Consider the following 23,042-nt stretch of genomic DNA (forward strand, 5'->3'; position numbering starts at 1 on the left):
CACCCGGTACGTCCGTTGCCCGCCCCTCCGCGGCGAAGGAATCCGATGACCGTCCGTCCGTTGCTCTACCTCGACGTCGACGGCGTCCTCAATCCGGTGCTGCTCGGGCCGGGCTTCGCCGCGCACGACCTGATGGACCACCTCGTACTGCTCTCCGCGGACCACGCCGCCTGGCTGCGGGAACTGTCCGCCCGCTACGAGTTGGTCTGGGCCACGACCTGGGAGCACGGCGCGAACACCCACATCGCCCCGCTGCTGGACCTGCCCGCACTGCCGGTCGTGGAGTTCAGCCGCTACCGGAGCCGCCCGGACGACCCGCGCTTCGAGGGGCCCCAGAGCCTGCTGGCGCGGAAGTGGGCGCCACTGCTGCGCCACGCGGGTCGGCGACCGTTCGCCTGGGTCGACGACGTGATGCCGGACGGATTGGTGCGGTGCAGTCGTCGACGGCCGGACCGGCTGTTGCTTCCGGTGGATCCGGCACGGGGGCTGCGCCGGCACCACGTGAACCGACTGCTGGCCTGCCCGCCGCGGCCGGCCGCCACCCGGAGCTGACGATCCATCAGTGAAGTCGGGCCGTCGCTCTTGAACCTTCGCCGCCCTGCGGCTACGTTCCGCGCACCAGCCAGGACACCGTCACCGAAGGGTGCTCGCATGGCCGATGTCACCGCCCAGGCCCGGATCGAGGCACCGGCCGAGAAGGTCTGGGACCGCCTCACCGACTTCGACTCCTACGGACAGTGGAACGCCACCCACACCAACTTCCCGCACGGCGGCCCGCACCCCCTCCGAGCGGGCGCGACCTACGAGGAGAACATGAAGCTCATGGGCTTCCCCGCGGAGGTGAGCTGGACCGTCCAGGAACTGGAACCGGGCCGGCTGCTCGCCGTCAAGGGCAAGGGCCCGATGGGCGTCCACCTCGCCATGCGCTACCAGTTGACCCCCGACGGCGGGGCCACCACGGTCCGGATCGACGGGACCTTCACCGGCGCGGCGGTCTCCCTGATGGCGGCCAAGCTGAAGGACTCGGCCAGCACCGCGCTGGAGGAGTCCCTGCGCAAGCTCGCCGGCCTGGTGACCTGAGGCCCCGGGGCGGCGGCACCCCTCGGCACCGCCGCCCCGACCGACCGCCTCAGTCCTCTTCGGCGAGGATCAGGTACAGCTCCTTGCGAGCCTTGTTGACCACCGCCATGGCCTTCTCCCGCTGCTCGGGGCTGCCGGTGGCCCACACCTGGCGGAACGCCTCGACCAGGCCGCCGCCCGCCTTCCGTATCTCGTTCATGGCCTCCCAGTCGACGCCGCGGCCGGCGTCCTCCCAGGGGGCGTCGGAACCGCCGTCGGCCTCGGCGCGACCGGCCTCGGTCAGCGAGAACAGCTTCTTGCCGCCCTCACTGGAGCTGACGATCAGCCCCTCGTCCTCCAGCAGTTGGAGGGTGGGGTAGACCGAACCCGGGCTGGGCTTCCACGCCCCGCCGCTGCGCTCGGCGATCTCCTGGATCATCTCGTACCCGTGCATCGGGCGGTCCTTGAGCAGCGCCAGTATCGAGGCGCGCACGTCGCCGCGCCGGGCCCGGCCCCGCGGCCCGCCACGCCCCCGGCCGCCTCCGAAGGGCGGCCCCCCGAACGGCGGGCCGAATCCCCCGAAGGCCGCCCGCCGCCGCTCGAAGCCGCCGCCGAAGTCGCCGCGGCCGCCGTGACGGCCGGGGCCGCCGTGCTCGTGACGGTGCTCGGGGCCGTACTCGTATCCCTGGGAACGCATGGTGACGTCCTCCCTTTCCTCATCGAGGGTGCTTCACGCACGTACTATCGTCCACAATCGTTGACCGATCGCGATGCGTCAACGATATATCGGAAGCTATCGGTGAACAAGGGCCCCCTCGCGCTTTCCGGGGCCAATTCCCGAAGATTGGCCGTGGCCTGCGGCTTTGCGCCCCACCTACGCTCCGGCCATGAGGATCCGCATCGTCGACGCCTTCTCCGAGCGCCCGTTCGCCGGCAATCCCGCGGGGGTCGTCCTGCTCGACTCCGCCGCGTTCCCCGAGGACTCCTGGCTCCAGCACGTGGCCGCCGAGGTCAATCTCTCCGAAACCGCCTTCGCCCACCCGCTGCCCCCGGGCGGCGACGCCGACTGGGCGCTGCGCTGGCTCACCCCCGCCACCGAGGTCGACATGTGCGGGCACGCCACCCTGGCCACCGCGCACGTCCTGCACACCACGGGCACGGCCACCGGGACGGTGCGCTTCCACACCCGCAGCGGCGTGCTGATCACCACTGCGGACGACGACGGTTCGATCACCATGGACTTCCCCACCGCCCCGCTGACCCCGACGGACGTGCCGGACGCCGTCGCCCGGGCGCTCGGCGTCGAGATCCGCTCCGCCCACGACACCGGCCCCCACGTCGGCGATCTCCTGGTCGAGCTGGCCGACGAGAAGGCCGTCCACGGCCTCACACCGGACTTCGCCCTGCTCGCCGGGCACGGCGGTCGCGGCGTGATCGCCACCGCCCGCGCCGAAGACCCCGCCGGCGGCTACGACTTCGTCTCCCGCGGCTTCTTCCCCGCCGTCGGCATCGACGAGGACCCGGTGACCGGCAGCGCGCACACCGCGCTCGCCCCCTTCTGGTCGGCGCGCCTGGGCCGCGACGCCCTGGTCGGCCGCCAGGGCGGAGCCCGGACCGGAGACGTGCGGACCGTGCTGCGCGGCGACCGCACCCTGCTGACCGGCTCGGCGGTGACCGTCATCGACGGCGAACTGCTCGCCGCCCCCTGACGTCGCTCCCGAAACGGTGCGGGGCGGGGGCCACCAGGCCACCCGCCCCGCATCGCCGCCCGCCGCGCCTCACCCGGTGGGCAACCACGACACCCGCCCGGCGAGCAGCGCGTAGCCCAGGAACGCGACGATGTCGATGAGGGCATGCGCGGCGACCAACGGGCCCACTCGCCCCCAGCGCCGGTACACCAGGGCGAAGACCACGCCCATCACCATGTTGCCGAAGAACCCGCCGACGCCCTGGTAGAGGTGGTACGAACCGCGCAGCACCGAACTGGCCGCCACCGCGGCCCACGGGGCCCACCCCAGCTGCCCCAGTCTGCGCAGCAGGTAGCCGACGACGATGACCTCCTCCAGCACGGCGTTCTGCACCGCGGACGCGATCAGTACCGGGATCTTCCACCACACTTCGGGCAGCGCCTCGGGCACCACCGTCAGGTTGAAGCCGGCCGCCCGCGCGCCCAGATAGAGCAGCAGGCCGCTGCCCCCGATGAGCGCCGCCAGGGCCGTGCCCACCCCCAGGTCGAAGGCCGGCCGTCGCCGGTCGAAGCCGATCGCGCGCAGCCCGCCGGCCCGTTCGCGCAGCAACAGGTGTGCCACCAACACCACCGGCACCAGGGCGGTCGCGATCCCGAACAGCTGCCAGGCGAGGTCCAGCCAGGGCCGTCCGGGGGCGTGCGAGGCGTTGAGCGTCGCCGCCTGATGCTTGAGGCCGCCGGGTCGGGTCAGCGAACCCACGAAGCTGATCAGCGCGGAGACCGCGCTGGCCCCCAGGGAGAGCGCCAGGACGATCAGCGTCTCGTTGCGCAGCACCCTCCGGGCGGGTTCCCCCACCGCCGCCGGCAACGGTCCGGCGCCGTTCCCCGCGCCCGGAACGTCCCCGTCCGCCAAGGGACTTGTATCCGACTGCAAAGGTTCCTCCACTTCCTCAATACCGCCTCTTCACCGCCGTCGCACCGCTAGGGTCTCGAAAGCAGGTACGAAGATCGCTCGCGACAGGCCGGGAACGGGCGCCCTCCGCACGGGGTGTTCCCGTCCGCATCGATCCCGATGGAGATCCGGGGCTCCGGAACTCCGAGCATCAGGAGAGGCGCTACCGCATGGGACGTCACAGCTTGCCCGACGACTCCGCACCGCCGAGAACGGGGTCCCCCCGCCCGCGCGCCCGACGCCGGACGATCGCCCTCGCCACCACCGTCGTCGTCGCGGCCGCCGCCGGCTCCGTCGTGGCGGTGAGCAACGGACTGCTCCCCTTCGGCGCATCGTGCGGCGGCGACGCCGTGCAACTGGCCGTGGTCGCCTCGCCCGACATCGCCCCGGCGCTGGAGGCGGTCGCGGACCAGGCACGCAAGGACGCGATCCGCACCGACGGCAAGTGCCTGGACGTCAAGATCAACGCACAGCCCTCGTCCGAGGTCGCCGACTCGCTCGCCGGACGCCCCGCCAAGGCGGAGTTCCAGGTGTGGGTGCCGGACTCCGACCTGTGGGTGGACCGGGTCACCGACGAACGGGGCTCGGCACTGACGTCCGTCAGCACCCTCGCCTCCTCCCCCATAGCCCTGGGCACGATCCACAGCGCCGCCAAGACCCTCGGCTGGCCGGGCAAGACCTACTCCTGGACGACGTTGACCCGCACCGCGACCAGCGGCGGCACCCTGCGCCTGGGCGTCGCCGACCCGGCCCGCAGCGCCACCGGACTGCTCGCCCTGGCCCGCATCAACGCCGCCAACCGCAAGGAGGCCGACAGCGCCGACGACGCCGCCACCCGCACCGCCGCCGCGGCCAAGGTCCTCTACGAGCGGGTCGCCGACGGCGACGACCAGGTGCTGGCCACGCTCCCGCGCAACGACTCCGGCACCGAACTCGGCAATCCGCGCCGCAACCAGGCGGTGCTCCTCTCCGAACAAGCCGCGTACGCGCACAACACCAGCCCGGACGGCGGCCCACCGCTCGACCTCTTCTACCCGACGGACGGCACCGCCCGGCTCACCTACCCCTACACCCTCGTCGACGAGGACGCGCTGACCGCCGACCAGAGCCGCGCCGCCAACCGCTTCATGACCCTGCTCGACGACACCCCGGGGCAGCGGACCCTGCACGACCACGGCTTCCGGCCGGACAACGGCACCGCCGACCCGAAGCTGACCGGCACGGCCGGCGGCCGCGCACCCCAGCCGTACTCCGCAGCCCCCGCCGACCTGCCGACGGCCAAGGACCTCCAGGCGCTGCTGGGCATGTGGACCATCACCGTGCAGAGCGCCCGGATCACCACCGTCGTGGACGCCTCGCCCTCGATGGCCGAGGCGGTCCCCGGACAGGGCGGCCGGTCCCGCATGGACCTGGCGAAGAGCTCCCTGCTCCAGGCGCTGTCCACGTTCACGCCCGAGGACGAGATCGGACTGTGGAAGTTCGCCACCCACCTGGACGGCGACCGGGACTACGTGGAACTGTCACCGACCGAACGGCTCGGGGACCGCGGCGCGAACGGCGGCACCCACCGCGACGAACTCGCCACCGCCTTCAACTCGCTGGCCCCCGTACCGCGGAGCGCCACCGGCCTCTACGACACCACCCTGGCCGCCTACCAGCGGGCGCGCGCGACCTACACGAGCGGGAAGTTCAACACGGTGGTGCTCGTCACCGACGGGGCCAACGACGACATCGGCAGCATCGGCCTGGACTCCCTGGTCTCCGACCTCAAGCGCCTCGCCGACCCCAAACGGCCGGTGCCGCTGGTCGCCGTCGCGATCGGCCCGCAGGCCGACCTGGCGGCGCTGAACCGCGTCGTGGCCCCCACCGGCGGCTCCGCGCACCAGGTCAGCGACCCGTCGCAGATCCACGAGGTGATCCTCAAGGCCATCATGGCGGCCGGCAGCAACGGCCCCCGTTAGACACCGCGCCACCACAGCACGCCCACCGGGTCGCCGGCACCACCGTCACCGACTCGCCGGCGGCGAGCCCCCGATCCGCACCGACTGCGGCGCCGGCATCAGCTGACGGACCGCCCGACCGGCCGCGCGGCGGCTACGACACGCTGCCCGTCCGCCGCTGCGCCGGAACCACGGTCCCGCCGACCGGCCAGGCCACCGGCCAGGTGTGCACCGGCTCCCCGGTGTGCATCAACTCGCCGTAGCGCCGGGTCATCGCCGCCAGCGCGGCCTCCCGCGGCAGCCCCTGCCGCACGGCGTGGCGGAACGCCGCGGCCTGCCAGGACGCCCCGTTGGTCCGCCGCGCGCAGCGGGCCTCGATGATGCCCAGGTAGTGGTCTCGATCAGCGGGCTCGACGCCCCAGGCGTCCAGCCCAGCGGCCGCCAGCGGCAGCAGTTCCTGTTGGACCAGGCGCACGGCCGGGACCTCGGCGAGGCCGCCGGCGCGACCGGACCGGGGCCAGCGCAGCGTGGCGTCGATGCCGTGGCGGCAGGCGGTGTCGAAGTTGGCGGCCGCGGCGCTGAACGGGAGCCGGGTCCACACGGGCCGCGACTGCTCGGCCAGGGCGCGCACCAGGCCGTAGTAGAAGGCGGTGTTGGCCATGACGTCGGCGACGGTGGGGCCGGCCGGGAGCACCCGGTTCTCGACGCGCAGGTGCGGGACGCCGTCGACGACCGCGTAGACGGGACGGTTCCAGCGGTAGATCGTGCCGTTGTGCAACACCAGTTCGGCGAGGTCGGGCACCCCGCCCTCGTCGAGGACGCGCAGCGGTTCCTGCGGCCCGCAGAGCAGGAGCAGCGGCGGGAAGAACCGCAGGTTCTCCTCGAACAGGTCGTAGGCGGAGTCCACCCACCGCTCGCCGAACCACGTGCGCGGGCGCACACCCTGGGCCTGGAGCTCGGGTGCGCGGGTGTCGGTCGCCTGCTGGAAGACCGGCGGCCTCGACTCGCGCCACAGCTCCCGCCCGAACAGGAACGGCGAGTTGGCGCCGACGGCTATCTGGACGGCGGCGATCGCCTGGGCGGCGTTCCAGACCGCGGCGAACCGCCCGGGCGTCACCTGGAGGTGCAGTTGGACCGAGGTGCAGGCGGCTTCGGGGGCGATCGAGGGGGAACGGGTGACCAGCCGCTCGACGCCCTGGATGTCGATCGCGAAGTCCTCACCGCGGGCCGCCCGCATCTGGTCGTTGAGCAGGACGTAGCGGTCGTTGGCGGAGAGGCTGGCGACGGTGAGGTCGTCGGCGTGCAGGGTCGGCAGGATGCCGATCATGACGATGCGGGCGGCGACTTCGCGGGCTTTCCGCTCCGCGTAGCCGAGTCCGGTGCGGAGTTCTTCGGCGAGCTGGTCCAGAACACGGCCGGACAGCCGGTGCGGGGTGATGTTGACCTCAAGATTGCACTGGGCCAGCTCGGTCTGGAAATCACCGCTGGCGATCCTTTCCAGGACCTGCGAGTTCAGCATGCGGGGAAGCCCGTCGGCACCCGCGAGATTGAGTTCGATCTCCAGACCCATGAGATTCTTGGGTCGGTCGAAGCGCTTCTCCGCCAGGAGTCGCTGCAATCCGTCCAGACAGTCGTGCAGCTTTCTTCGGTAATGCTCCCGGTCCGCCAACTCGATCCCGTCCGCGGCGACCTTCTCCCCCATCGGCGGGTCCCTCCTAGAGTGAACGGCTCGCGACCACGGGCTGTGCGGCGCCGCCCCGGCACCCCGGGCACGGGCTACGGTCGATGATGCCCCGGCAATCTGATCGATAACGCCTCAGGGGCATGCCGGTACCGTTACTCTCGTGGAGAGCGGCACGGGGCATTTTCCATCGGCATATCTCGGTGGCCAGCGCCGTGCGCAATTCGCTCGTAAAAAACACCGACGGGTTCCGGCCTACCACTCCGTCGAAGAAATACGAGGTGGCCCTTCCCGGTTCCCACACAAAGCGGCGAAAATCACCCGGGACAGCGGTCCGGATTCCGCCTTGTCGGAAATCCGCAAGGCGAGTAGCCGAAACACTTCCAGAACACGTGTCGTATAAACTTCGCAGACGAGGCAGAGATTTGGCGCCCGGCATGGCGGTGCTCCCCACGGTGTTCCGGCACCGCGGCCGGCCCGCCGGTCCGCGGCTTCGGTCAGCCAGGCTCTGACCCGCCCGCAGACAGCGCCGTCCGCACTGCCACGCTCCACCGTGTCTCCTAAGTGAGAGGCGACCCGCCATGCCGCTGCACGTTCCTCCCGCCCCTGCGCCCGCCCTGCGCAGCGTCCTCACCGCCCTCGGCTCGCCCACCGCGGTCCGCGAGTCACCGGCGGCCGCGCTCCGCACCCACCAGGGGCCGCTGAGCCCCGATCACCCGCTGCCGGTGCACGTCTGGGACGACGTCAGCCAGGCTGGTCCGCCGCGCACCCGCCTCGCCGGCTGGCGCTTCCTGGTCCGCGGCGGAGAGCGGGCCGTGGCCGCCGCGGAGGCCCGGCTGACCGCGGACGGCTGGGCGTTCTCGCACTTCTGCGACGGCCCCTACGTGGCCGCCACGGAACGGGCCCTGCAGCAGGCCGAGTCGCTCGCCGCCCCGTACCAGCCGCGCCTGCTGTCCGTGCCCGAGCTGTACATGCTGACGCTGTGGCTCCACCACGACCTGGCCGCGGACGGCGCCGACGGGGTCCCGGCCACCGGTGACCTGCTGGTGCCGTTGGCCCCCGCCCCGCCCGGGATCGCCTCGCACCTCCCGCAGCGGATCGCCGACCTACTGCCCCGCCTCACCCTCCGCCTGGGCCCGGCGCCGCTGCTGCGGGAACCCGCCTGAGGGGCGGGCGACCGCCCGCGCACCCGCGCTGCACCGATGCGCCCCGTGGCCTCCTCGGCCGCGGGGCGCGCCGCGTCGTCCGCCCCCGTGCGCCGGTGGCGCGTCAACCCCCGGGGTCACGGGCTCACTTGGGAGCAACCGCCCGCACGGGTGACGCGTCACTATCGAGTGTGTACCGCTGCTGCGAAATCCCTGCGGAATCCCATCCGTGGGGCAAGACTGGGACCGACAGAAACGGGGGAGCGGCCATGACCACCTCATCGAGCCGCACGACGTTCACCACTCCGCAGCGAAAGACGACTTCCATGTGCCAGCATCAACCGCCATGCCCGTCAGCCGAATCCACCGACCGGGAGGCCGCGCACCTGGTGGCGCACCACCCGGAGCAGGGCTGGAGCCTGCTGTGCAACGGCGTCCTGCTCTTCGAGGACACCGGTGAGCTGCTGCCGGACGGGCAGGTCATCGCTCCGACCCGGGTCACCGCCGCCGCCTGATCCGGCAGCCACCCGGCACGTACACCAGGGCCCCCGGCGCATCCGCCGAGGGCCCTTGATGTTGCCACCGCTCACCGGTGGCCGGTGTGCTCAGGCGTCGTACTCGTCCAGCGGCGGGCACGAGCAGACCAGGTTGCGGTCACCGAAGGCGCCGTCGATCCGACGCACCGGCGGCCAGTACTTCTCTGCGGCGACGACCCCGGCCGGGAAGACGGCCTCCGCACGCTCGTACGGGTGGGACCACGCGCCACCGAGCGCGGCCGCGGTGTGCGGGGCGTTGCGCAGCGGGTTGTCGTCCTTGTCCCACTCCCCCGAACCGACCTTGTCGATCTCGGCGCGGATGGCGATCATCGCGTCGCAGAACCGGTCCAGCTCGGCGAGGTCCTCGCTCTCGGTCGGCTCGATCATCAGCGTGCCGGCCACGGGGAAGGACATCGTCGGCGCGTGGAAGCCGTAGTCGATGAGCCGCTTGGCGACGTCGTCGATGCTCACGCCGGTCGCCTTGGTCAGCGGCCGCACGTCGATGATGCACTCGTGGGCCACCAGGCCGCCGGGGCCGGTGTAGAGCACCGGGTAGTGCGGCTCCAGTCGCTTGGCCACGTAGTTGGCGCTGAGCACCGCGACCTGGGTGGCGCGCTTGAGGCCCTCGCCGCCCATCAGGCGGACGTAGGCCCACGAGATCGGCAGGATGCCGGCCGAGCCCCAGGGAGCGGCGGAGATCGGGCCGACGCCGGTCTCCGGGCCCGCGGTGGGCTGCAGCGGGTGGTTGGGCAGGTAGGGCGCCAGGTGGGCGCGGACGGCGACCGGGCCGACGCCGGGGCCACCGCCACCGTGCGGGATGCAGAACGTCTTGTGCAGGTTCAGGTGCGAGACGTCGCCGCCGAACTTCCCCGGCTCGGCGAGGCCCACCAGGGCGTTGAGGTTGGCGCCGTCGACGTAGACCTGACCGCCGGCCTCGTGCACCGCCGCGCAGATCTGGGTGATGTGCTCCTCGAACACACCGTGCGTGGACGGGTAGGTGACCATCAGGACGGCCAGTTCGTCCCGGTGCTTCTCGATCTTGGCGTGCAGGTCGTCGGTGTCGACCTCGCCGTCCGCACCGGTCTTGACGACGACGACCTTCATGCCGGCCATCACGGCGCTCGCGGCGTTGGTGCCGTGCGCCGAGGACGGGATCAGGCAGACGGTGCGCTGTGCGTCCCCGTTGGCCCGGTGGTACGCACGGACCGCCAGCAGACCCGCCAGCTCGCCCTGGGAACCGGCGTTGGGCTGGAGGGAGACCTTGTCGTAGCCGGTGACCGCGGCGAGCCGCTCCTCCAACTCGCTGATGAGCGTGCGGTAGCCCGCGGCCTGCTCGGCCGGCGCGAAGGGGTGCAGCTGACCGAACTCGGGCCAGGTGACCGGCTCCATCTCGGTGGTGGCGTTCAGCTTCATCGTGCAGGAGCCGAGCGGGATCATGCCGCGGTCCAGCGCGTAGTCCTTGTCGGCGAGGGTGCGCAGGTAGCGCAGCATCGCGGTCTCGGAACGGTACTGGTGGAAGACCGGGTGGCCGAGGTAGTCGTCGGCGCGCAGCAGCGACTGCGGCAGGGCGTCGGCGGCGGCCGCGTCCAGCGCCTCGACGTCGCCCCGGACCCCGAACGCGCCCCAGACACCGGCCAGCTGGGCGCGCCCGGTGGTCTCGTCACAGGCGATGCCGACGAGGTCCGCGTCGACCTGGCGGAGGTTGATGCCGGCCTCGCGGGCTGCGGCGACGACCTCGGCGGCCCGGCCGGGCACCCGGGCGGTCAGGGTGTCGAAGTACGCGTCGTGGAGGAGCTCGACGCCACCGGCCTTCAGCCCCGCGGCCAGGACCGCGGCGTACCGGTGGGTGCGCCGGGCGATGGTCCGCAGCCCCTCGGGGCCGTGGTAGACGGCGTACATCCCGGCCATGACGGCGAGCAGCACCTGCGCGGTGCAGATGTTGCTGGTGGCCTTCTCCCGGCGGATGTGCTGCTCACGGGTCTGCAGCGCCAGGCGGTAGGCGCGGTTGCCGTCGGCGTCGACGGAGACGCCCACCAGGCGACCGGGCAGGCTGCGGGCGTACAGCTCGCGGACGGCCATGAAGCCGGCGTGCGGGCCGCCGAAGCCCATCGGGACGCCGAAGCGCTGGCTGGTGCCCACCGCGATGTCCGCGCCGAGCTCGCCGGGCGGGGTGAGCAGCGTCAGCGCCAGCAGGTCGGCGGCGACGGTGACGATCGCGCCCAGCTCGTGCGCCCGCTCGATGAGCGCCCGGTGGTCGCGCACCACGCCGGACGCGCCCGGGTACTGGAGGAGCACGCCGAAGACGCCGCGCTCGGCGATCTCGTCCGGGATGCCTGCGGCGAGGTCGGCGACCACGACCTCCACACCGGTCGGTTCGGCGCGGGTCTGGATCACGGCGACGGTCTGCGGCAGACAGTCCGCGTCGACCAGGAAGACGCCCTGCTTGACCTTGCCGACGCGGCGGGAGAGCGCCATCGCCTCGGCGGCGGCGGTGCCCTCGTCCAGGAGGGATGCACCGGAGGTGGGCAGTCCGGTCAGGTCGGCGACCACGGTCTGGAAGTTCAGCAGGGCTTCCAGGCGGCCCTGCGAGATCTCCGGCTGGTACGGCGTGTAGGCCGTGTACCAGGCCGGGTTCTCCATGACGTTGCGCAGGATCACCGGCGGGGTGAAGGTGCCGTAGTAGCCGAGTCCGATCATGGACGACAGGACCTGGTTGCGGTCGGCGAGCGCGCGCAGTTCCGCCAGGACCTCGGCCTCGGTGCGGGCCTGCGGCAGACCGAGCGCCTCGGTGCTCTTGATCACCTCGGGGACGGCGGTGGCGGTCAGCTCGTCCAGCGAACCGAAGCCGACCTGCGCGAGCATCTTGGCCTGCGCCTCGTCATCGGGCCCGACATGCCGGCGCTCGAACGGAGTGCCGCGCTCCAGCTCGGTCAGGGAGATGCGGTTGGTGGTCATCTGCGGGGGCCTCCTGGTCAGCACGACCTACGAGGGGCACCACGGCGCTGGTGCCCGGACGGCCTCCCCCTCTGTCATCTCAACCTGAGAGCTTCACCGGTCCGCGGGCTGCGGTCCGGCTTTCACCGTCGGTGAGGAGGGGTTCCGGCATGATGCTGTCCGTGGCCCGCCCTGCTTTCCAGAGTGACCTCGTCCATGCGGTACGTGTGCCTGAGAGATTCCGGGGAGGATTTGCTCCTTCGGCGCCCTGGTCGCGAACGACAAAGGACTCTCCCGCATGGGGTCGACGGCCATTCGCCAGCCTACCAGCGCGCTGCTGGAACGATCCTTCGAGTGGCCGAGGCATGAAATGTGCCGTTTCGTAGTTGTCACAAGGCAGTTGCGACCAATTGGAGGGACCGTGCAAACCGATATCGATCCCCGGAGCCTCATCGGCCGCAAAGCGTTCGACCGGAACGGCGCGAAAATAGGGACCGTCGACGAGGTCTACCTCGACGACGCGACGGGCGAACCGGAGTGGGCGGCCGTCCGCACCGGCCTGTTCAGCCGGGATGCCTTCGTCCCCTTGGAACCGAGCAAGATGGTCGGCGACAGCCTGCACATCCCTTACGACCGCAAGCTGATCAAGGATGCCCCGGACTTCGGCGTCGGCCGCCACCTCTCCCCCGAGCAGGAACTCCAGCTCTACCACCACTACCGCCTGGATATCTCCTCACCCGACGCGGACCCCGCCCCGTCGGCCCCCGACACCGACTTCGGGCGGATCGCCGGCGCGGACGACTGATCCGGTCCGCACCGCAGCGGCAGCGGCTCCCCCGGCCGCAGCGCCGGATCGTCGACGACGAAGGTCCGCACCCGCCCCGGTGCGGACCACGGCGTCTCGAACCGCACGGTCACCCTCCCCACGCCACTGCCCTGCACCCAGCCGGCGCCGAACTCCTCGTGGACCACGTCCAACCCCGGGTGCCAGCGCCGCGGCGGCTCAGGCTCGGGCTCCGGCTCCCCCGCCGCCTCCGCATCCGGCCGCGCGCCCGCGCCCGCCGCCTGCTCCTCGGCCTCCCGCTCCGTGGCGATCTGGGCGAACAGGTCCTCCTGCGTGAAGTCGGCCAGCCCGCTCACCCCCACGCCCAGCAGCCGCACGCCACCCGTGGTGTCGACCGTCTCCAGCAGCCGCACGGCGGCCTCCCGGACCACCGCCGGGTCGTCCGTCGGACCGCGCAGCGTCTCGGACCGGGTCAGCGTCGAGAAGTCATAGTTCCGCACCTTGATCACCACGGTGCGCCCGGACCGCCCAGCGGCCCGCAACCGCGTCACGCACCGGTCGGCCAGCCGCAGCACCTCGGTCCGCACCCGCGTCCGGTCGGTCAGGTCGACCTCGAAGGTGTCCTCCACAGACACCGACTTCGCGTCCCGCTCGGCCACCACCGGCCGGTCGTCCCGGCCCAGCGCCATCGCGTACAGCCCGCTGCCGTGCGCCTTGCCGAGCAGCCGCACCAGCTCCGCCTCACCGGCCTCCGCGGTCTCGGCCACCGTGTGGATCCCGGCCCGGCGCAGCGTCTCCGCCGTCGCCGGCCCCACCCCGGGCAGCGTCCGCACCGGCATCGGCCCCAGCAGCTCCCGCTCGGTGCCCGGCTCGATCACCACCAGCCCGTCCGGCTTCGCCGCCTCGGACGCGATCTTGGCGAGCATCTTGGCTCCGGCCAGCCCCACCGAGCCGGTCAGTCCGGTGACCTCCAGGATGTCCCGCCGCAGCCGCTCCCCCACGGCCCGCACCGCCGCGGTCTCCGCCGGCACGCCGCCGGCCTCCAGGTCCACGAACGCCTCGTCCAGGCTCAACGGCTCCACGAGCGGCGACAGCGCCCGCAGCAGCTCCATGACCGATTCACTCACCTGGCGGTACAGCGTGAACCGGGGACTGAGATAGGCCGCGTTGGGGCACAACCGACGCGCCTGCGCCGTCGGCATCGCCGATCGCACCCCGAAGACCCTCGCCTCGTACGAAGCGGTGGCCACCACGCCGCGCGGCCCGATCCCGCCGACGACCACGGGCTTGCCCCGTAGGCTCGGCTTGGCCGCCTGCTCGGCGGCCGCGTAGAACGCATCCATGTCCAGATGCAGGATCGTCGGCGCACGTCTCACACCACTGATGCTGCCGCACACCACTGACAATCGGCCCGACCCCGGGCCGGGGACCGCCGGTCCGACGTCAGCCGGCCCGGTTGCGCCGCCGCGCCAACTCGTCCTGCGGGTTCTTCCCGATCAACGTCTCACCGGTGTCCACCCGCTCCCCGTGGAGCTGTGACAGCGCGCCCTCCACGTCCCGCCAGACCACCCCGACGGCGATCCCGAAGACGCCCTGGCCGCCCTGGAGCAGGTCCACGACCTGGTCGGGCGAGGTGCACTCGTAGACCGTTGCGCCGTCGCTCATCAGCGTCATCCGCGTCAGGTCGTCCAGCCCCCGAGCCCGCAGGTGCTGGACGGCGGTGCGGATGTTCTGCAACGACACCCCGGTATCCAGCAGCCGCTTGACGATCTTCAGGACGACGACGTCCCGGAAGCTGTAGAGCCGCTGGGTCCCGGACCCGTAGGCCGGCCGGATGCTGGGCTCCACCAGCCCCGTCCGCGCCCAGTAGTCCAGCTGTCGGTAGGTGATGCCCGCCGCCGCGCACGCGGTCGGTCCGCGGTAGCCGACGTGCTCCGCCTCGCGGTCCCCCGACATCGCAGCGGCCTGTACCGGACTGCGGTTCGCCGCCGCGCCCGTGTGGAGCGGCAATGCCCCTTCCGCCGCCGTACCGTCGCCGGTGATTGCCACGCCGCCCTCCGTCCTCCACGTCCCGGACGGGACCTGCCATATCGACGGTATGCAGTCACTCGGGGTGCGTCAACGATCGCCGCGCTCGCCACGCCGAGTGATAATCACCCTACGAGTGGTTTCTCGTGACTTGTCACGGGGAAAGGATTACAGCTTGACCGGAAACCGGTGGGTCACCTGGCTGATCACTGGTTGGTGCCGAAGTCCTCGGGCGAGATCTGGTCGAGGAACTCGCGGAACTTCTCCACCTCGTCCTCCTGCTCGTCCGGGATGGCGATCCCCGCGTCGTCCAACACACCGTCGGTACCGAAGATCGGGGTTCCGGTGCGCAGCGCCAGCGCTATCGCGTCCGACGGGCGGGCGCTGACCTCGACGCCACTGGCGAAGACCAGCTCGGCGTAGAAGACACCTTCGCGCAGGTCCGTGATCCGGACCTGCGTGAGTTCCTGCCCCACGGCTTCCAGCACGTCCTTGAAGAGGTCATGCGTCAGCGGCCGGGCAGGGACCATGCCCTGCTGGGCGAACGCGATGGCGGTGGCCTCTCCCGGCCCGATCCAAATGGGCAGGTAACGGTCGCCTCCCACCTCCCGCAACAGCACGATCGGTTGGCTGGAAGGCATCTCCACCCGGACACCCACGACGTCGAGCTCGTTCACACAGCAACCCTAGGCCGTGCCCGGCCGGTTTGGGTAGTCGGGCACTCGTTTGCTCACGGCAGACGGATGCGCAGCGCGCTCTGCAGCAGCGCCGCGTGCAACCGCACCGACAGCGTGGCCAGCTCCCTTGCGGTGGCCTCGGCGTGGGCCCGGGTCTGTGGATTGCGGTGCCGCCGAAGGGGTGCAACCACCTGTTCGACGAGGCCCGCCTCGCGCTCGGCGGCCGCCTTCACGGCACGCAGGTGCCGCGGCTCGAGCCCGAAGCGCCCCAGGTCCGCAACGAGTTTGGCGACGGCGACCGCTTCGATGTCGTATCCGCCGTCCTCGTGGGCGACGATGAGTCCGTACGACTCCCAGCCGGCGAGCGTGGTCTCGTCCACCTCGGTGGCGGCCAGCAGTTCCGATCGGCCGATCCGGGCCGCCGTCGGACGCTCCTCGTCCGGGTCGGAGACACCCTCGACCAGGTCCCTGGGCGGCGTCGCCGGAGCGGGTAGTTGCACCTGCTCGCCCCGTTCCAGGGCGTCGAGATGCTCCCTGATGACCTTCAGGGGGAGGTAGTGGTCCCGCTGCATCCGCAGCACGCTGGCCAACCGTTCGACGTCGGCCGCGGTGAACTTGCGGTACCCGGAAGGCGTGCGCTGCGGCTCGACCAGCCCCTCGGCCTCCAGGAACCGGATCTTGGAGATGGTGACCTCGGGGAACTCGTCGCGCAGCACGTTGAGCACCGAGCCGATGCTCAACGGTTTGCGATCCGAGGAGGCGGTGCCGGGCGAACCGGCACCGCCTGTCGGTGTGTGGCGCATGTGCCTTCCCTGACGGTCAGATGCCGACGCCCCGCTGGCTCGCGTAGAAGACCAGACGGTACTTGCCGATCTGCACCTCGTCGCCGTTGGCCAGGACCACGGACTCGATCGGCTCGCGGTTCACGTAGGTGCCGTTGAGGCTGCCGACGTCGGTGACCGTGAAGCGGCCGTCCGAACCGCGGCGGAACTCCACGTGGCTGCGGGAGACCGTCACGTCGTCGAGGAAGATGTCGCCCTGCGGGTGCCGCCCCGCCGTCGTCAGCTCGCCGTCCAGGAGGAAGCGGCTGCCGGCGTTGGGGCCCCGACGGACGACCAGCAGCGCCGAGCCCAGCGGAAGGGCGTCGACGGCCGCCTGGGCCTCCGGGGAGAGCGCGGGCGAGAGGTTCTGCCCGGTCGCCTCCGCGTCGTACGCCTCGATCCCCGAGATGGAGATCGTCGAGGTCGTCTCGGAGGCCCGCTCGGGCTGGGCACCCGCGCGCAGGGGCGCACCGCAGTTGGAGCAGAACCGGCTCGCCTCGGCGTTCCGGTGCCCGCACCTCGTACAAACCGGCAAGGTCGACCCTCCACCCGTGTGTGCGGCTGATGGTTCCTGGGAACCTATGCGGCCGGCACCGGAGGGGTCAACAGAACCCGCGCCGTGCCCCCCGGACGGACCGCCGACCTCGTCACGGAAGAGCGGACGGCTCTCGGACGCACCTTCTTCCTCCGACCGGCGCGGGGCGCGATGCCGCGCAGAGCCGCCGTCGCCTTCCTGGCGGGCGCTCTTGCCGAACAGCTTTCCAAACAACTTCACGGGCGATTCCCCTTGTACGACACAGACCCGCCCGTGGGGCAGGACGAACCCTCGATGCACACACCGGCCGATCCGGACATCCTGTGAACGTCCGTGGCCTCAAGACAGTTTCCACCACACACCACACGCACGGTGCGTCGACCCCCCGCTACCTCATGCCCTCGCCGGGCCATCACCATACGTAGATGCCTCACTGGGATGACGACCGAGCGTAGTCAGGCCGCTTCGCCGCCCGCAAGGCGTCCACGATGATCTTCTCCTCACGGGTCACAGACACCTTGGCCTGCTCCTTTTCCAGTGTCTGGACCACTCCGCCGGGAATGTTGAGCGCCGGCTCCAGGTCCTCCGGCTTCCCGATGACCTTGAACCGGTACGGCGGCGTGACGCGCTTGCCGTCGATCTGCACGCCGCCCCGGAGGTCCGAGAGGTACGTGCTCGCGACGACGCGAACGCCGTTGACCTGGATGGCCTCGGCCCCGGCCGCCCGCAGCTCCTGGATGGTGTCCAACAGCTTGTCCGCCTCCACCGAGTGGTGGGGGTCGTCGATGGTCAGGTTTATGCCGGGCCCTTGCGCCGCGACGGTCCCGGCCAACACACCCAGCTGCTGTTCCTTCTCCACGGTCTGCTTACGGGCCTCCTCAGCCTGGTCCGAGCTGTTCTCCAGCTCGGTCTTCTGCCCCTCCAGGCGCCGCTGCTCGTCCGTCAACCGCTGGGAGCGATTGTCCAGTTCATCCAGAATGCGCACCAAGTCCTCTTGGCGTGCACCTCGCAGCGCACTGCTGTCACTGGTGGAACGTACCTGAATCGCGAGGCCAAGGCCGAGAATGAACAGGAGCAACGCGACGATCAGTTGAGCCCGGGTCAATCTCGGCGGCCACAAACTGGCGCGCAGCCGCTGCCGACCGGTCGTCCGCGCTGCCGCGTCCTCCTCGTCCGGAGCCGTGTCCGTGTCGGCACCAACTGCCGCTTCGGCCCGGTTCTGTCCCGATTCCGGCTGCTGCTCCTTCGACGGCTCCGGCTCGGGTTCCCGGGTCGGCTCATCGGCCCATCCGGGCCGGCGGGGTCGCTCGGGCGGCATCGGCTGCCGTTCGGCGGCGCGCTCCGCAGAAGTGTCCTGCTCCGGGCCGGGCCGTGGTTCCGACCGCTCCTCCGGCGTGCGCTCCGGCTCTGGAGTCTCGTCCGCTGCCACCGGCCTCACGCCCGGAAGACGTGCCGACGGATCGCGGCAGCATTGGAGAAGATGCGGATGCCGAGCACCACCACGACGCCGGTGGAGAGTTGGGCGCCGACGCCCAACTTGTCCCCGAGGAAGACGATCAGGGCGGCGACCACGACGTTCGAGAGGAAGGAGACGACGAAGACCTTGTCGTCGAAGATTCCGTCCAGCATCGCCCGCAGACCACCGAACACGGCGTCCAGCGCGGCGACGACAGCGATCGGCAAGTAGGGCTCGACCACCGTCGGCACCACGGGTCGGACGACGATTCCGACCACGACTCCCACGATGAGGCCCAGTACGGCGATCACGATGTGCCCTTCCCTGTGTCGGCACCGTCCGCCTTCGCGGCACCGGCCTTCGGCTTTGCGGTACGTACGGTCAAACTCGGCGCGGGCGGCAGCGTGACCTCGCTCTCCACGGAAATCTTGGTGCGCACGCCGTAGTTCTCCTGCAACACGTGCAGGTACTGACCGTCAACGCTGTCCTGGAACGCGGTGCTCAACCGCTGCCCGTCCCCCACCGCCAGCACCGTGTACGGCGGCACCAGCGGCTTGTTGTCGACCAGTATGGCGTCTCCCGCGGCTCTGATCGCCGAGAGTGACGTGAGCCGCTGCCCATTGACGGAGATCGCCTCCGCACCGGACTGCCACAGGCCGTTGACGACGCGCTGCATGTCTCGGTCGCGCACCCGCCCGGTGTCGGAGAAGTCGCTGCTCTCCCGCGGCCCCCCGGTGCCGGCCTCGGACCCCTTGGCGTCGTCCACGACGAGTTTCACGCCCGGCCCGGTGACCTGCGTCGAACCGGCCAGCAGCGCCAGCAGTTCGGCCTTGCCGTCGCCGTGCTGCTTGAGCGCCTCGCGCTGCATCCGGTCCACCGTGTCCCGGGTCGAATCCACCCGCTGCTGCTGGGTGTCGGCCTCCCCGGTGCCCTTCTGGATGCGGTGGATCAGCTCCTCGCGCTCCTTGGCCAGCGTCGGCGCCGAGACCCGCGCCTGCGCCGCCCCCACGGTCACCACCAGCGCCGCCAGCACCAGACCGGCCGCCAGGCCCAACTTCGCCCGCAGCGTGCGCGGCAGCCCGCTGACACCCTCGGCCGACTTCCGCTCGGCGGCCTCGGCGTACCCGTCGTCGAGGCTGTGGTCCATCACGTTGGTCAGCAGCGACATGGACGCATCGGGTCGCCCGGCCGAGGGGTGGGGGTTGCTCCGATCGGGGCGCTGCTGCGACATGCCGCACATCGTCGCACGTCGGCGGCGTGGTCTCCCAATGGCCCCACCGGCGTGCCGATCGGGTGGCACGCCGGTGGGGAGGGATCAACGTCCGGCGCCGTCCACGACGGCCGCCCACTCGTCCAGCAGCTGTTGCGCGGAGGCGTCGTCGGGGCCCTCCGCCCAGAGGTGGGTGACCGCCTCGGCCGGGTCGGGCAGCACCAGCACCCAGCGCCCGTCGGTCTCCACGATCCGCACGCCGTCGGTGGTGTCCACGTCTCGGTCGCCGGCCGCCTCCACGACGTGCCGCATCACCAGGCCCTTGACCGCCCACGGCGTCGCCAGGTCACGCCGCTGGACATGCGCCCGCGGGATCCGCGCGTCGATCTGGCTGAGCGTGAGCTGGGTGCGGGCCACCAGACCGATCAGCCGGACGAACGCCGCGGCGCCGTCGAAGACGCTGCTGAACTCCGGAATGATGAAGCCGCCCATGCCGTCGCCGCCGAACACCGTGTCGTCCGACCGCCCCACCCGCGTGAGGTCGTCCGGCGATGTCGTCGTCCACTCGACCTGCGTGCCGTGGTACGCCGCCACTTGCTCGGCGATCCGGGTCGTGGTCACGGGCAGCGCCACCCGTCCGCTGCGTCGGTCGGCGGCGACCAGGTCCAGCATCACCAGCAGCGCGCGGTCGTCCTCGATGATGCGACCGCGCTCGTCCACCAACGACAGCCGCTCGCCAACCGGGTCGAAGCGCACGCCGAACGCCGCCCGGGCCGAGGCGACGATCTCCCCCAGCCGGACCAGACCGGCACGGCGGGCCTCGGCGGTCTCGGTGGGCCGGGACTCGTCGAGACCGGGGTTGATGGTCAACGAGTCGACGCCCAGCCGGCCCAGAAGGCTCGGCAGCACCAGTCCGGCGCTGCCGTTGGAGGCGTCGACCACGACCTTCAGACCGGACTCGGCAATGCCCGTGGTGTCCACCGCCCGCAGCATCGCTCCCGTGTAGGAGTCGAAGACGCTGGAGGGGAACTGGAGGTCGCCGATCTCCCCGGGGAAGGCCCGACGGTACTCCTGACGTGCGTAGACCCGGTCGAGCTTGCGCTGCCCCCCTTGCGAGAGGTCGGCCCCCCTCTCGTCGAAGAACATGATGTCGACGGAGTCGGGCACCCCCGGCGTGGTCCGCACCATGATGCCGCCGGCACTGCCCCGCGCGGTCTGCTGGCGGGCGACCGGCAGCGGTACGTTCTCCAGGTCGCGGACGTCGATGGCGCTCGCCTGCAACGCGGAGATCACGGCGCGTTTGAGGGCCCGTGCGCCACGGGAGTGGTCGCGGGCCGTGGTGACCGTGGAGCCCTTCTTCAACGTGGTGGCGTAAGCGCCGGCGAGCCGCACGGCGAGTTCGGGGGTGATCTCGACGTTGAGGATTCCCGTCACCCCGCGCGCCCCGAACAGGTGCGCCTGACCGCGGGACTCCCAAATGACCGACGTATTGACGAACGCACCGGCCTCGATGGTCTTGAAGGGATAGACCCGCACATTGCCCTGGACGATCGACTCCTCGCCGATGAGGCACTCGTCCCCGATGACCGCGCCGTCCTCGATCCGCGCCGCCCGCATGATGTCGGTGTTCTTGCCGATCACACAGCCGCGGAGATTGCTCTGCTGACCGACGTAGACGTTGTCGTGCACCACCGCCCGGTGGAGGAAGGCGCCGCTCTTCACGACGACGTTCGAGCCGACGACGGTGTGTTCGCGGATCTCCACGTCCGCCTCGACCTTGGCGTAGTCACCGATGTACAGGGGCCCTCGCAACACCGCGTCCGGGTGCACGTCCGCGCCTTCCGCAACCCACACACCGGGTGAGATTTCGAAGCCGTCGATGTCGACGTCGACCTTGCCCTCCAGCACATCGGCCTGGGCCTTGACATAACTCTCGTGCGTGCCGACGTCCTCCCAATAGCCCTCGGCGACATAGCCGTAGATCGGCTTGCCCTCCTTCATGAGCTGCGGGAAGACGTCCCCGGACCAGTCCACCGGAACATCGGGATCGACGTAGTCGAAGACCTCCGGCTCCATCACGTAGATACCGGTGTTGACGGTGTCCGAGAAGACCTGGCCCCAGGTGGGCTTTTCCAGGAAGCGTTCGACCTGACCGCCCTCGTCGACGATCGTGATGCCGAACTCCAGTGGGTTCGGAACCCGCGTGAGGCAGACGGTGACGAGGGCGCCCTTTTCCTTGTGGAAGCGGATGAGATCCGTGAGGTCGAAGTCGGTGAGGGCGTCACCGGAGATGACGAGGAAGGCGTCGTCCTTGAGGGCCTCTTCGGCGTTCTTCACGCTCCCGGCGGTGCCGAGTGGCTTTTCCTCATTGGCATAGGTGAGCTCCATTCCGAGCTCTTCCCCGTCGCCGAAATAGTTCCGGACGAGCGAGGCCAGGAATTGCACGGTCACGACGGTCTCGTTGAGACCATGCCTTTTCAGTAGCCGAAGTACATGCTCCATGATGGGCCTGTTGGCCACGGGGAGCAGCGGCTTGGGCATGCTGGACGTCATGGGGCGAAGGCGTGTTCCTTCGCCGCCGGCCATCACAACGGCCTTCATGTCGGAAGCGTCCTCCTCGAAGAGACGACGGTCTTGCCGACTTCACTTGTCAAGGGCGCCCGCTGGTTTCCCGAACGCGGGCGCCGGGCCTTGGCACGATCTGCCGATTCGGCCTGTTCAGTCGGCCGTGGCGTCCGCCCTGATGATCCTGCGGACCTGGACCACGTAGAGGATCCCTGCCCACCAGTACAGCGCCGTACCCCATCCGGCGAACGCCCATCCGAAAATAGCAGCGAGTGAGTGAAGCCAGCCACTTCCGTCACTGAGGAGCAGCAACGGGAACGCGTACATCAAGTTGAACGTAGCCGCTTTGCCCAGGAAGTTCACCTGGGGCGGACCATACCCGTGACGTCCGAGCAGCCCGACCGCGATCAGCAGCATCAGCTCACGGGCGAGCAGTGCCGCCGTCAGCCAGACCGGAAGAATCTCCCGCCAGGTCAGACCGACGAGGGTGGAGAGGATGTAGAGCCGGTCGGCGGCCGGGTCGAGGATCCGGCCCAGGCTGCTGACCTGGTTCCACCGCCGGGCGAGCTTGCCGTCGAGGTAGTCGCTGACGCCGCTGAGTGCGAGCACCAGCAGCGCCCAGCCATCGGCCCTCGGACCGCCGAATTCCGGCCAGAGGATCAGCCAGAGGAACACTGGCACGCCGACCAGGCGCGCCATGCTCAGAATATTCGGGATGGTGAGGACACGATCTGTCTGGATCCGCGTCTCCTGGACCTCCACGCGGAAGCCTCCTGTGCGAAAAATATGCCGATGATGCCCCCGACTTTACCTGGCCCGCGGGCCTCGCCGCGCCACGGGTCCCCGTTCGGGAACGCAAGAAAGCCCCGTCGGGAACCGGAGTTCCCAACGGGGCTTTCTCTTACATTTAGTTCGGCGGCGTCCTACTCTCCCACAGGGTCCCCCCTGCAGTACCATCGGCGCTGAAAGGCTTAGCTTCCGGGTTCGAAATGTAACCGGGCGTTTCCCTAACGCTATAACCACCGAAACACT

21 protein-coding genes, 1 rRNA gene and 1 riboswitch are annotated in these 23,042 nt (G+C 70.7%); of the genes, 7 read left to right on the top strand and 15 right to left on the bottom strand.

Features of this window, described 5'->3' with window-relative positions; all coding sequences use genetic code 11:
• Positions 1-45: 45 nt before the first annotated feature.
• Together ACLJT4_RS30270 and ACLJT4_RS30275 are read left to right on the top strand one after the other, a co-directional pair.
• The gene (locus ACLJT4_RS30270; RefSeq protein WP_411127114.1) at positions 46-552 is read left to right on the top strand and encodes an HAD domain-containing protein; all 507 of its coding nucleotides are present in this window, start codon (positions 46-48) and stop codon (positions 550-552) included.
• 99 nt (positions 553-651) lie between these two features.
• The gene (locus tag ACLJT4_RS30275; RefSeq protein WP_016576422.1) at positions 652-1,080 is read left to right on the top strand and encodes an SRPBCC family protein; all 429 of its coding nucleotides are present in this window, start codon (positions 652-654) and stop codon (positions 1,078-1,080) included.
• Between the two features lie 49 nt (positions 1,081-1,129).
• Here ACLJT4_RS30275 and ACLJT4_RS30280 read toward each other — a convergent pair whose 3' ends face one another.
• The gene (locus ACLJT4_RS30280; protein ID WP_020929644.1) at positions 1,130-1,756 is read right to left on the bottom strand and encodes a PadR family transcriptional regulator; all 627 of its coding nucleotides are present in this window, start codon (positions 1,754-1,756) and stop codon (positions 1,130-1,132) included.
• A 190-nt stretch (positions 1,757-1,946) separates the two neighbouring features.
• Between ACLJT4_RS30280 and ACLJT4_RS30285 the strand changes: the two genes are divergently transcribed.
• Entirely contained in the window at positions 1,947-2,768 is an 822-nt protein-coding gene (locus tag ACLJT4_RS30285) for a PhzF family phenazine biosynthesis protein (protein ID WP_411127117.1), read from the top strand.
• 69 nt (positions 2,769-2,837) lie between these two features.
• On the opposite strand, the gene ACLJT4_RS30290 is transcribed toward ACLJT4_RS30285, so the two are convergent.
• Positions 2,838-3,614 carry a CPBP family intramembrane glutamic endopeptidase gene (locus ACLJT4_RS30290; protein WP_411127145.1) on the bottom strand — a complete coding sequence of 259 codons (777 nt, stop codon included), beginning with the start codon at positions 3,612-3,614 and terminating at the stop codon, positions 2,838-2,840.
• A 254-nt stretch (positions 3,615-3,868) separates the two neighbouring features.
• Between ACLJT4_RS30290 and ACLJT4_RS30295 the strand changes: the two genes are divergently transcribed.
• Positions 3,869-5,659 carry a substrate-binding and VWA domain-containing protein gene (locus ACLJT4_RS30295; RefSeq protein ID WP_411127119.1) on the top strand — a complete coding sequence of 597 codons (1,791 nt, stop codon included), beginning with the start codon at positions 3,869-3,871 and terminating at the stop codon, positions 5,657-5,659.
• A gap of 133 nt (positions 5,660-5,792) precedes the next feature.
• Here the strand turns inward: ACLJT4_RS30295 and ACLJT4_RS30300 are convergent, their stop codons facing one another.
• Positions 5,793-7,340, bottom strand: coding sequence for a glutamate-cysteine ligase family protein (locus tag ACLJT4_RS30300; RefSeq protein WP_411127121.1), 1,548 nt, complete (start codon positions 7,338-7,340; stop codon positions 5,793-5,795).
• Between the two features lie 560 nt (positions 7,341-7,900).
• Here ACLJT4_RS30300 and ACLJT4_RS30305 point away from each other — a divergent pair.
• Both ACLJT4_RS30305 and ACLJT4_RS30310 read left to right on the top strand, forming a co-directional pair.
• On the top strand, positions 7,901-8,485 hold the full coding sequence (locus ACLJT4_RS30305; RefSeq protein ID WP_411127123.1) for a hypothetical protein: 585 nt from the start codon (positions 7,901-7,903) through the stop codon (positions 8,483-8,485).
• A gap of 305 nt (positions 8,486-8,790) precedes the next feature.
• Positions 8,791-8,979 carry a DUF5999 family protein gene (locus tag ACLJT4_RS30310; protein WP_016571414.1) on the top strand — a complete coding sequence of 63 codons (189 nt, stop codon included), beginning with the start codon at positions 8,791-8,793 and terminating at the stop codon, positions 8,977-8,979.
• Positions 8,980-9,069: 90 nt separating this feature from the next.
• Here the strand turns inward: ACLJT4_RS30310 and gcvP are convergent, their stop codons facing one another.
• Positions 9,070-11,955 (bottom strand): aminomethyl-transferring glycine dehydrogenase, encoded by a 2,886-nt coding sequence (gene gcvP / locus ACLJT4_RS30315; RefSeq protein WP_411127124.1) that lies wholly within the window; start codon positions 11,953-11,955, stop codon positions 9,070-9,072.
• 188 nt (positions 11,956-12,143) lie between these two features.
• A riboswitch (glycine riboswitch) is annotated at positions 12,144-12,241 on the bottom strand.
• A 102-nt stretch (positions 12,242-12,343) separates the two neighbouring features.
• On the opposite strand from gcvP, the gene ACLJT4_RS30320 reads away from it, so the two are divergent.
• Positions 12,344-12,739 (top strand): PRC-barrel domain-containing protein, encoded by a 396-nt coding sequence (locus tag ACLJT4_RS30320; RefSeq protein ID WP_174505037.1) that lies wholly within the window; start codon positions 12,344-12,346, stop codon positions 12,737-12,739.
• Here the strand turns inward: ACLJT4_RS30320 and ACLJT4_RS30325 are convergent.
• The 11 genes from ACLJT4_RS30325 to rrf all read right to left on the bottom strand — a co-directional run bounded on the left by ACLJT4_RS30325 (position 12,649) and on the right by rrf (position 23,037).
• On the bottom strand, positions 12,649-14,094 hold the full coding sequence (locus tag ACLJT4_RS30325) for a DNA polymerase IV (protein ID WP_411127126.1): 1,446 nt from the start codon (positions 14,092-14,094) through the stop codon (positions 12,649-12,651). The genes ACLJT4_RS30320 and ACLJT4_RS30325 overlap by 91 nt on opposite strands.
• Before the next feature lie 67 nt (positions 14,095-14,161).
• On the bottom strand, positions 14,162-14,767 hold the full coding sequence (locus tag ACLJT4_RS30330) for a MerR family transcriptional regulator (RefSeq protein ID WP_016571418.1): 606 nt from the start codon (positions 14,765-14,767) through the stop codon (positions 14,162-14,164).
• A gap of 185 nt (positions 14,768-14,952) precedes the next feature.
• Positions 14,953-15,423, bottom strand: a complete 471-nt coding sequence (locus tag ACLJT4_RS30335) for a bifunctional nuclease family protein (protein ID WP_016571419.1) — start codon at positions 15,421-15,423, stop codon at positions 14,953-14,955.
• Between the two features lie 53 nt (positions 15,424-15,476).
• Complete coding sequence (locus ACLJT4_RS30340; protein WP_411127129.1) at positions 15,477-16,226, bottom strand: MerR family transcriptional regulator; 750 nt, start codon at positions 16,224-16,226, stop codon at positions 15,477-15,479.
• 16 nt (positions 16,227-16,242) lie between these two features.
• On the bottom strand, positions 16,243-16,779 hold the full coding sequence (locus tag ACLJT4_RS30345; protein ID WP_016578703.1) for an FHA domain-containing protein: 537 nt from the start codon (positions 16,777-16,779) through the stop codon (positions 16,243-16,245).
• Positions 16,780-17,209: 430 nt separating this feature from the next.
• Positions 17,210-18,208, bottom strand: coding sequence for a DUF881 domain-containing protein (locus tag ACLJT4_RS30350; protein ID WP_411127131.1), 999 nt, complete (start codon positions 18,206-18,208; stop codon positions 17,210-17,212).
• Between the two features lie 5 nt (positions 18,209-18,213).
• On the bottom strand, positions 18,214-18,546 hold the full coding sequence (locus tag ACLJT4_RS30355; RefSeq protein ID WP_016578706.1) for a small basic family protein: 333 nt from the start codon (positions 18,544-18,546) through the stop codon (positions 18,214-18,216).
• Positions 18,543-19,466, bottom strand: a complete 924-nt coding sequence (locus ACLJT4_RS30360) for a DUF881 domain-containing protein (RefSeq protein WP_411127133.1) — start codon at positions 19,464-19,466, stop codon at positions 18,543-18,545. Before ACLJT4_RS30360 ends, ACLJT4_RS30355 begins: the two co-directional genes overlap by 4 nt.
• Before the next feature lie 84 nt (positions 19,467-19,550).
• A complete protein-coding gene (locus ACLJT4_RS30365; RefSeq protein WP_411127135.1) occupies positions 19,551-22,046 on the bottom strand; it encodes a sugar phosphate nucleotidyltransferase in 2,496 nt (831 codons plus the stop codon).
• 117 nt (positions 22,047-22,163) lie between these two features.
• Positions 22,164-22,772, bottom strand: a complete 609-nt coding sequence (locus ACLJT4_RS30370) for a CDP-alcohol phosphatidyltransferase family protein (protein ID WP_275465741.1) — start codon at positions 22,770-22,772, stop codon at positions 22,164-22,166.
• 148 nt (positions 22,773-22,920) lie between these two features.
• Positions 22,921-23,037 (bottom strand): 5S ribosomal RNA (gene rrf / locus ACLJT4_RS30375).
• Positions 23,038-23,042: the final 5 nt, after the last annotated feature.

Source organism: Streptomyces sp. x-19 (assembly GCF_046549115.1).
Classification (GTDB): Bacteria; Actinomycetota; Actinomycetes; order Streptomycetales; family Streptomycetaceae; genus Streptomyces; species Streptomyces albulus_C.

Excerpts from the sequence above, each read along its gene's own strand:
- ACLJT4_RS30270 (WP_411127114.1), top strand. The coding sequence starts at position 46 with ATGACCGTCCGTCCGTTGCTCTACCTCGACGTCGACGGCGTCCTCAAT.
- ACLJT4_RS30275 (WP_016576422.1), top strand. The coding sequence starts at position 652 with ATGGCCGATGTCACCGCCCAGGCCCGGATCGAGGCACCGGCCGAGAAG.
- ACLJT4_RS30280 (WP_020929644.1), bottom strand. The coding sequence starts at position 1,756 with ATGCGTTCCCAGGGATACGAGTACGGCCCCGAGCACCGTCACGAGCAC.
- ACLJT4_RS30285 (WP_411127117.1), top strand. The coding sequence starts at position 1,947 with ATGAGGATCCGCATCGTCGACGCCTTCTCCGAGCGCCCGTTCGCCGGC.
- ACLJT4_RS30295 (WP_411127119.1), top strand. The coding sequence starts at position 3,869 with ATGGGACGTCACAGCTTGCCCGACGACTCCGCACCGCCGAGAACGGGG.
- ACLJT4_RS30300 (WP_411127121.1), bottom strand. The coding sequence starts at position 7,340 with ATGGGGGAGAAGGTCGCCGCGGACGGGATCGAGTTGGCGGACCGGGAG.
- ACLJT4_RS30305 (WP_411127123.1), top strand. The coding sequence starts at position 7,901 with ATGCCGCTGCACGTTCCTCCCGCCCCTGCGCCCGCCCTGCGCAGCGTC.
- ACLJT4_RS30310 (WP_016571414.1), top strand. The coding sequence starts at position 8,791 with ATGTGCCAGCATCAACCGCCATGCCCGTCAGCCGAATCCACCGACCGG.
- gcvP (WP_411127124.1), bottom strand. The coding sequence starts at position 11,955 with ATGACCACCAACCGCATCTCCCTGACCGAGCTGGAGCGCGGCACTCCG.
- ACLJT4_RS30340 (WP_411127129.1), bottom strand. The coding sequence starts at position 16,226 with ATGCGCCACACACCGACAGGCGGTGCCGGTTCGCCCGGCACCGCCTCC.
- ACLJT4_RS30360 (WP_411127133.1), bottom strand. The coding sequence starts at position 19,466 with ATGTCGCAGCAGCGCCCCGATCGGAGCAACCCCCACCCCTCGGCCGGG.
- ACLJT4_RS30365 (WP_411127135.1), bottom strand. The coding sequence starts at position 22,046 with ATGAAGGCCGTTGTGATGGCCGGCGGCGAAGGAACACGCCTTCGCCCC.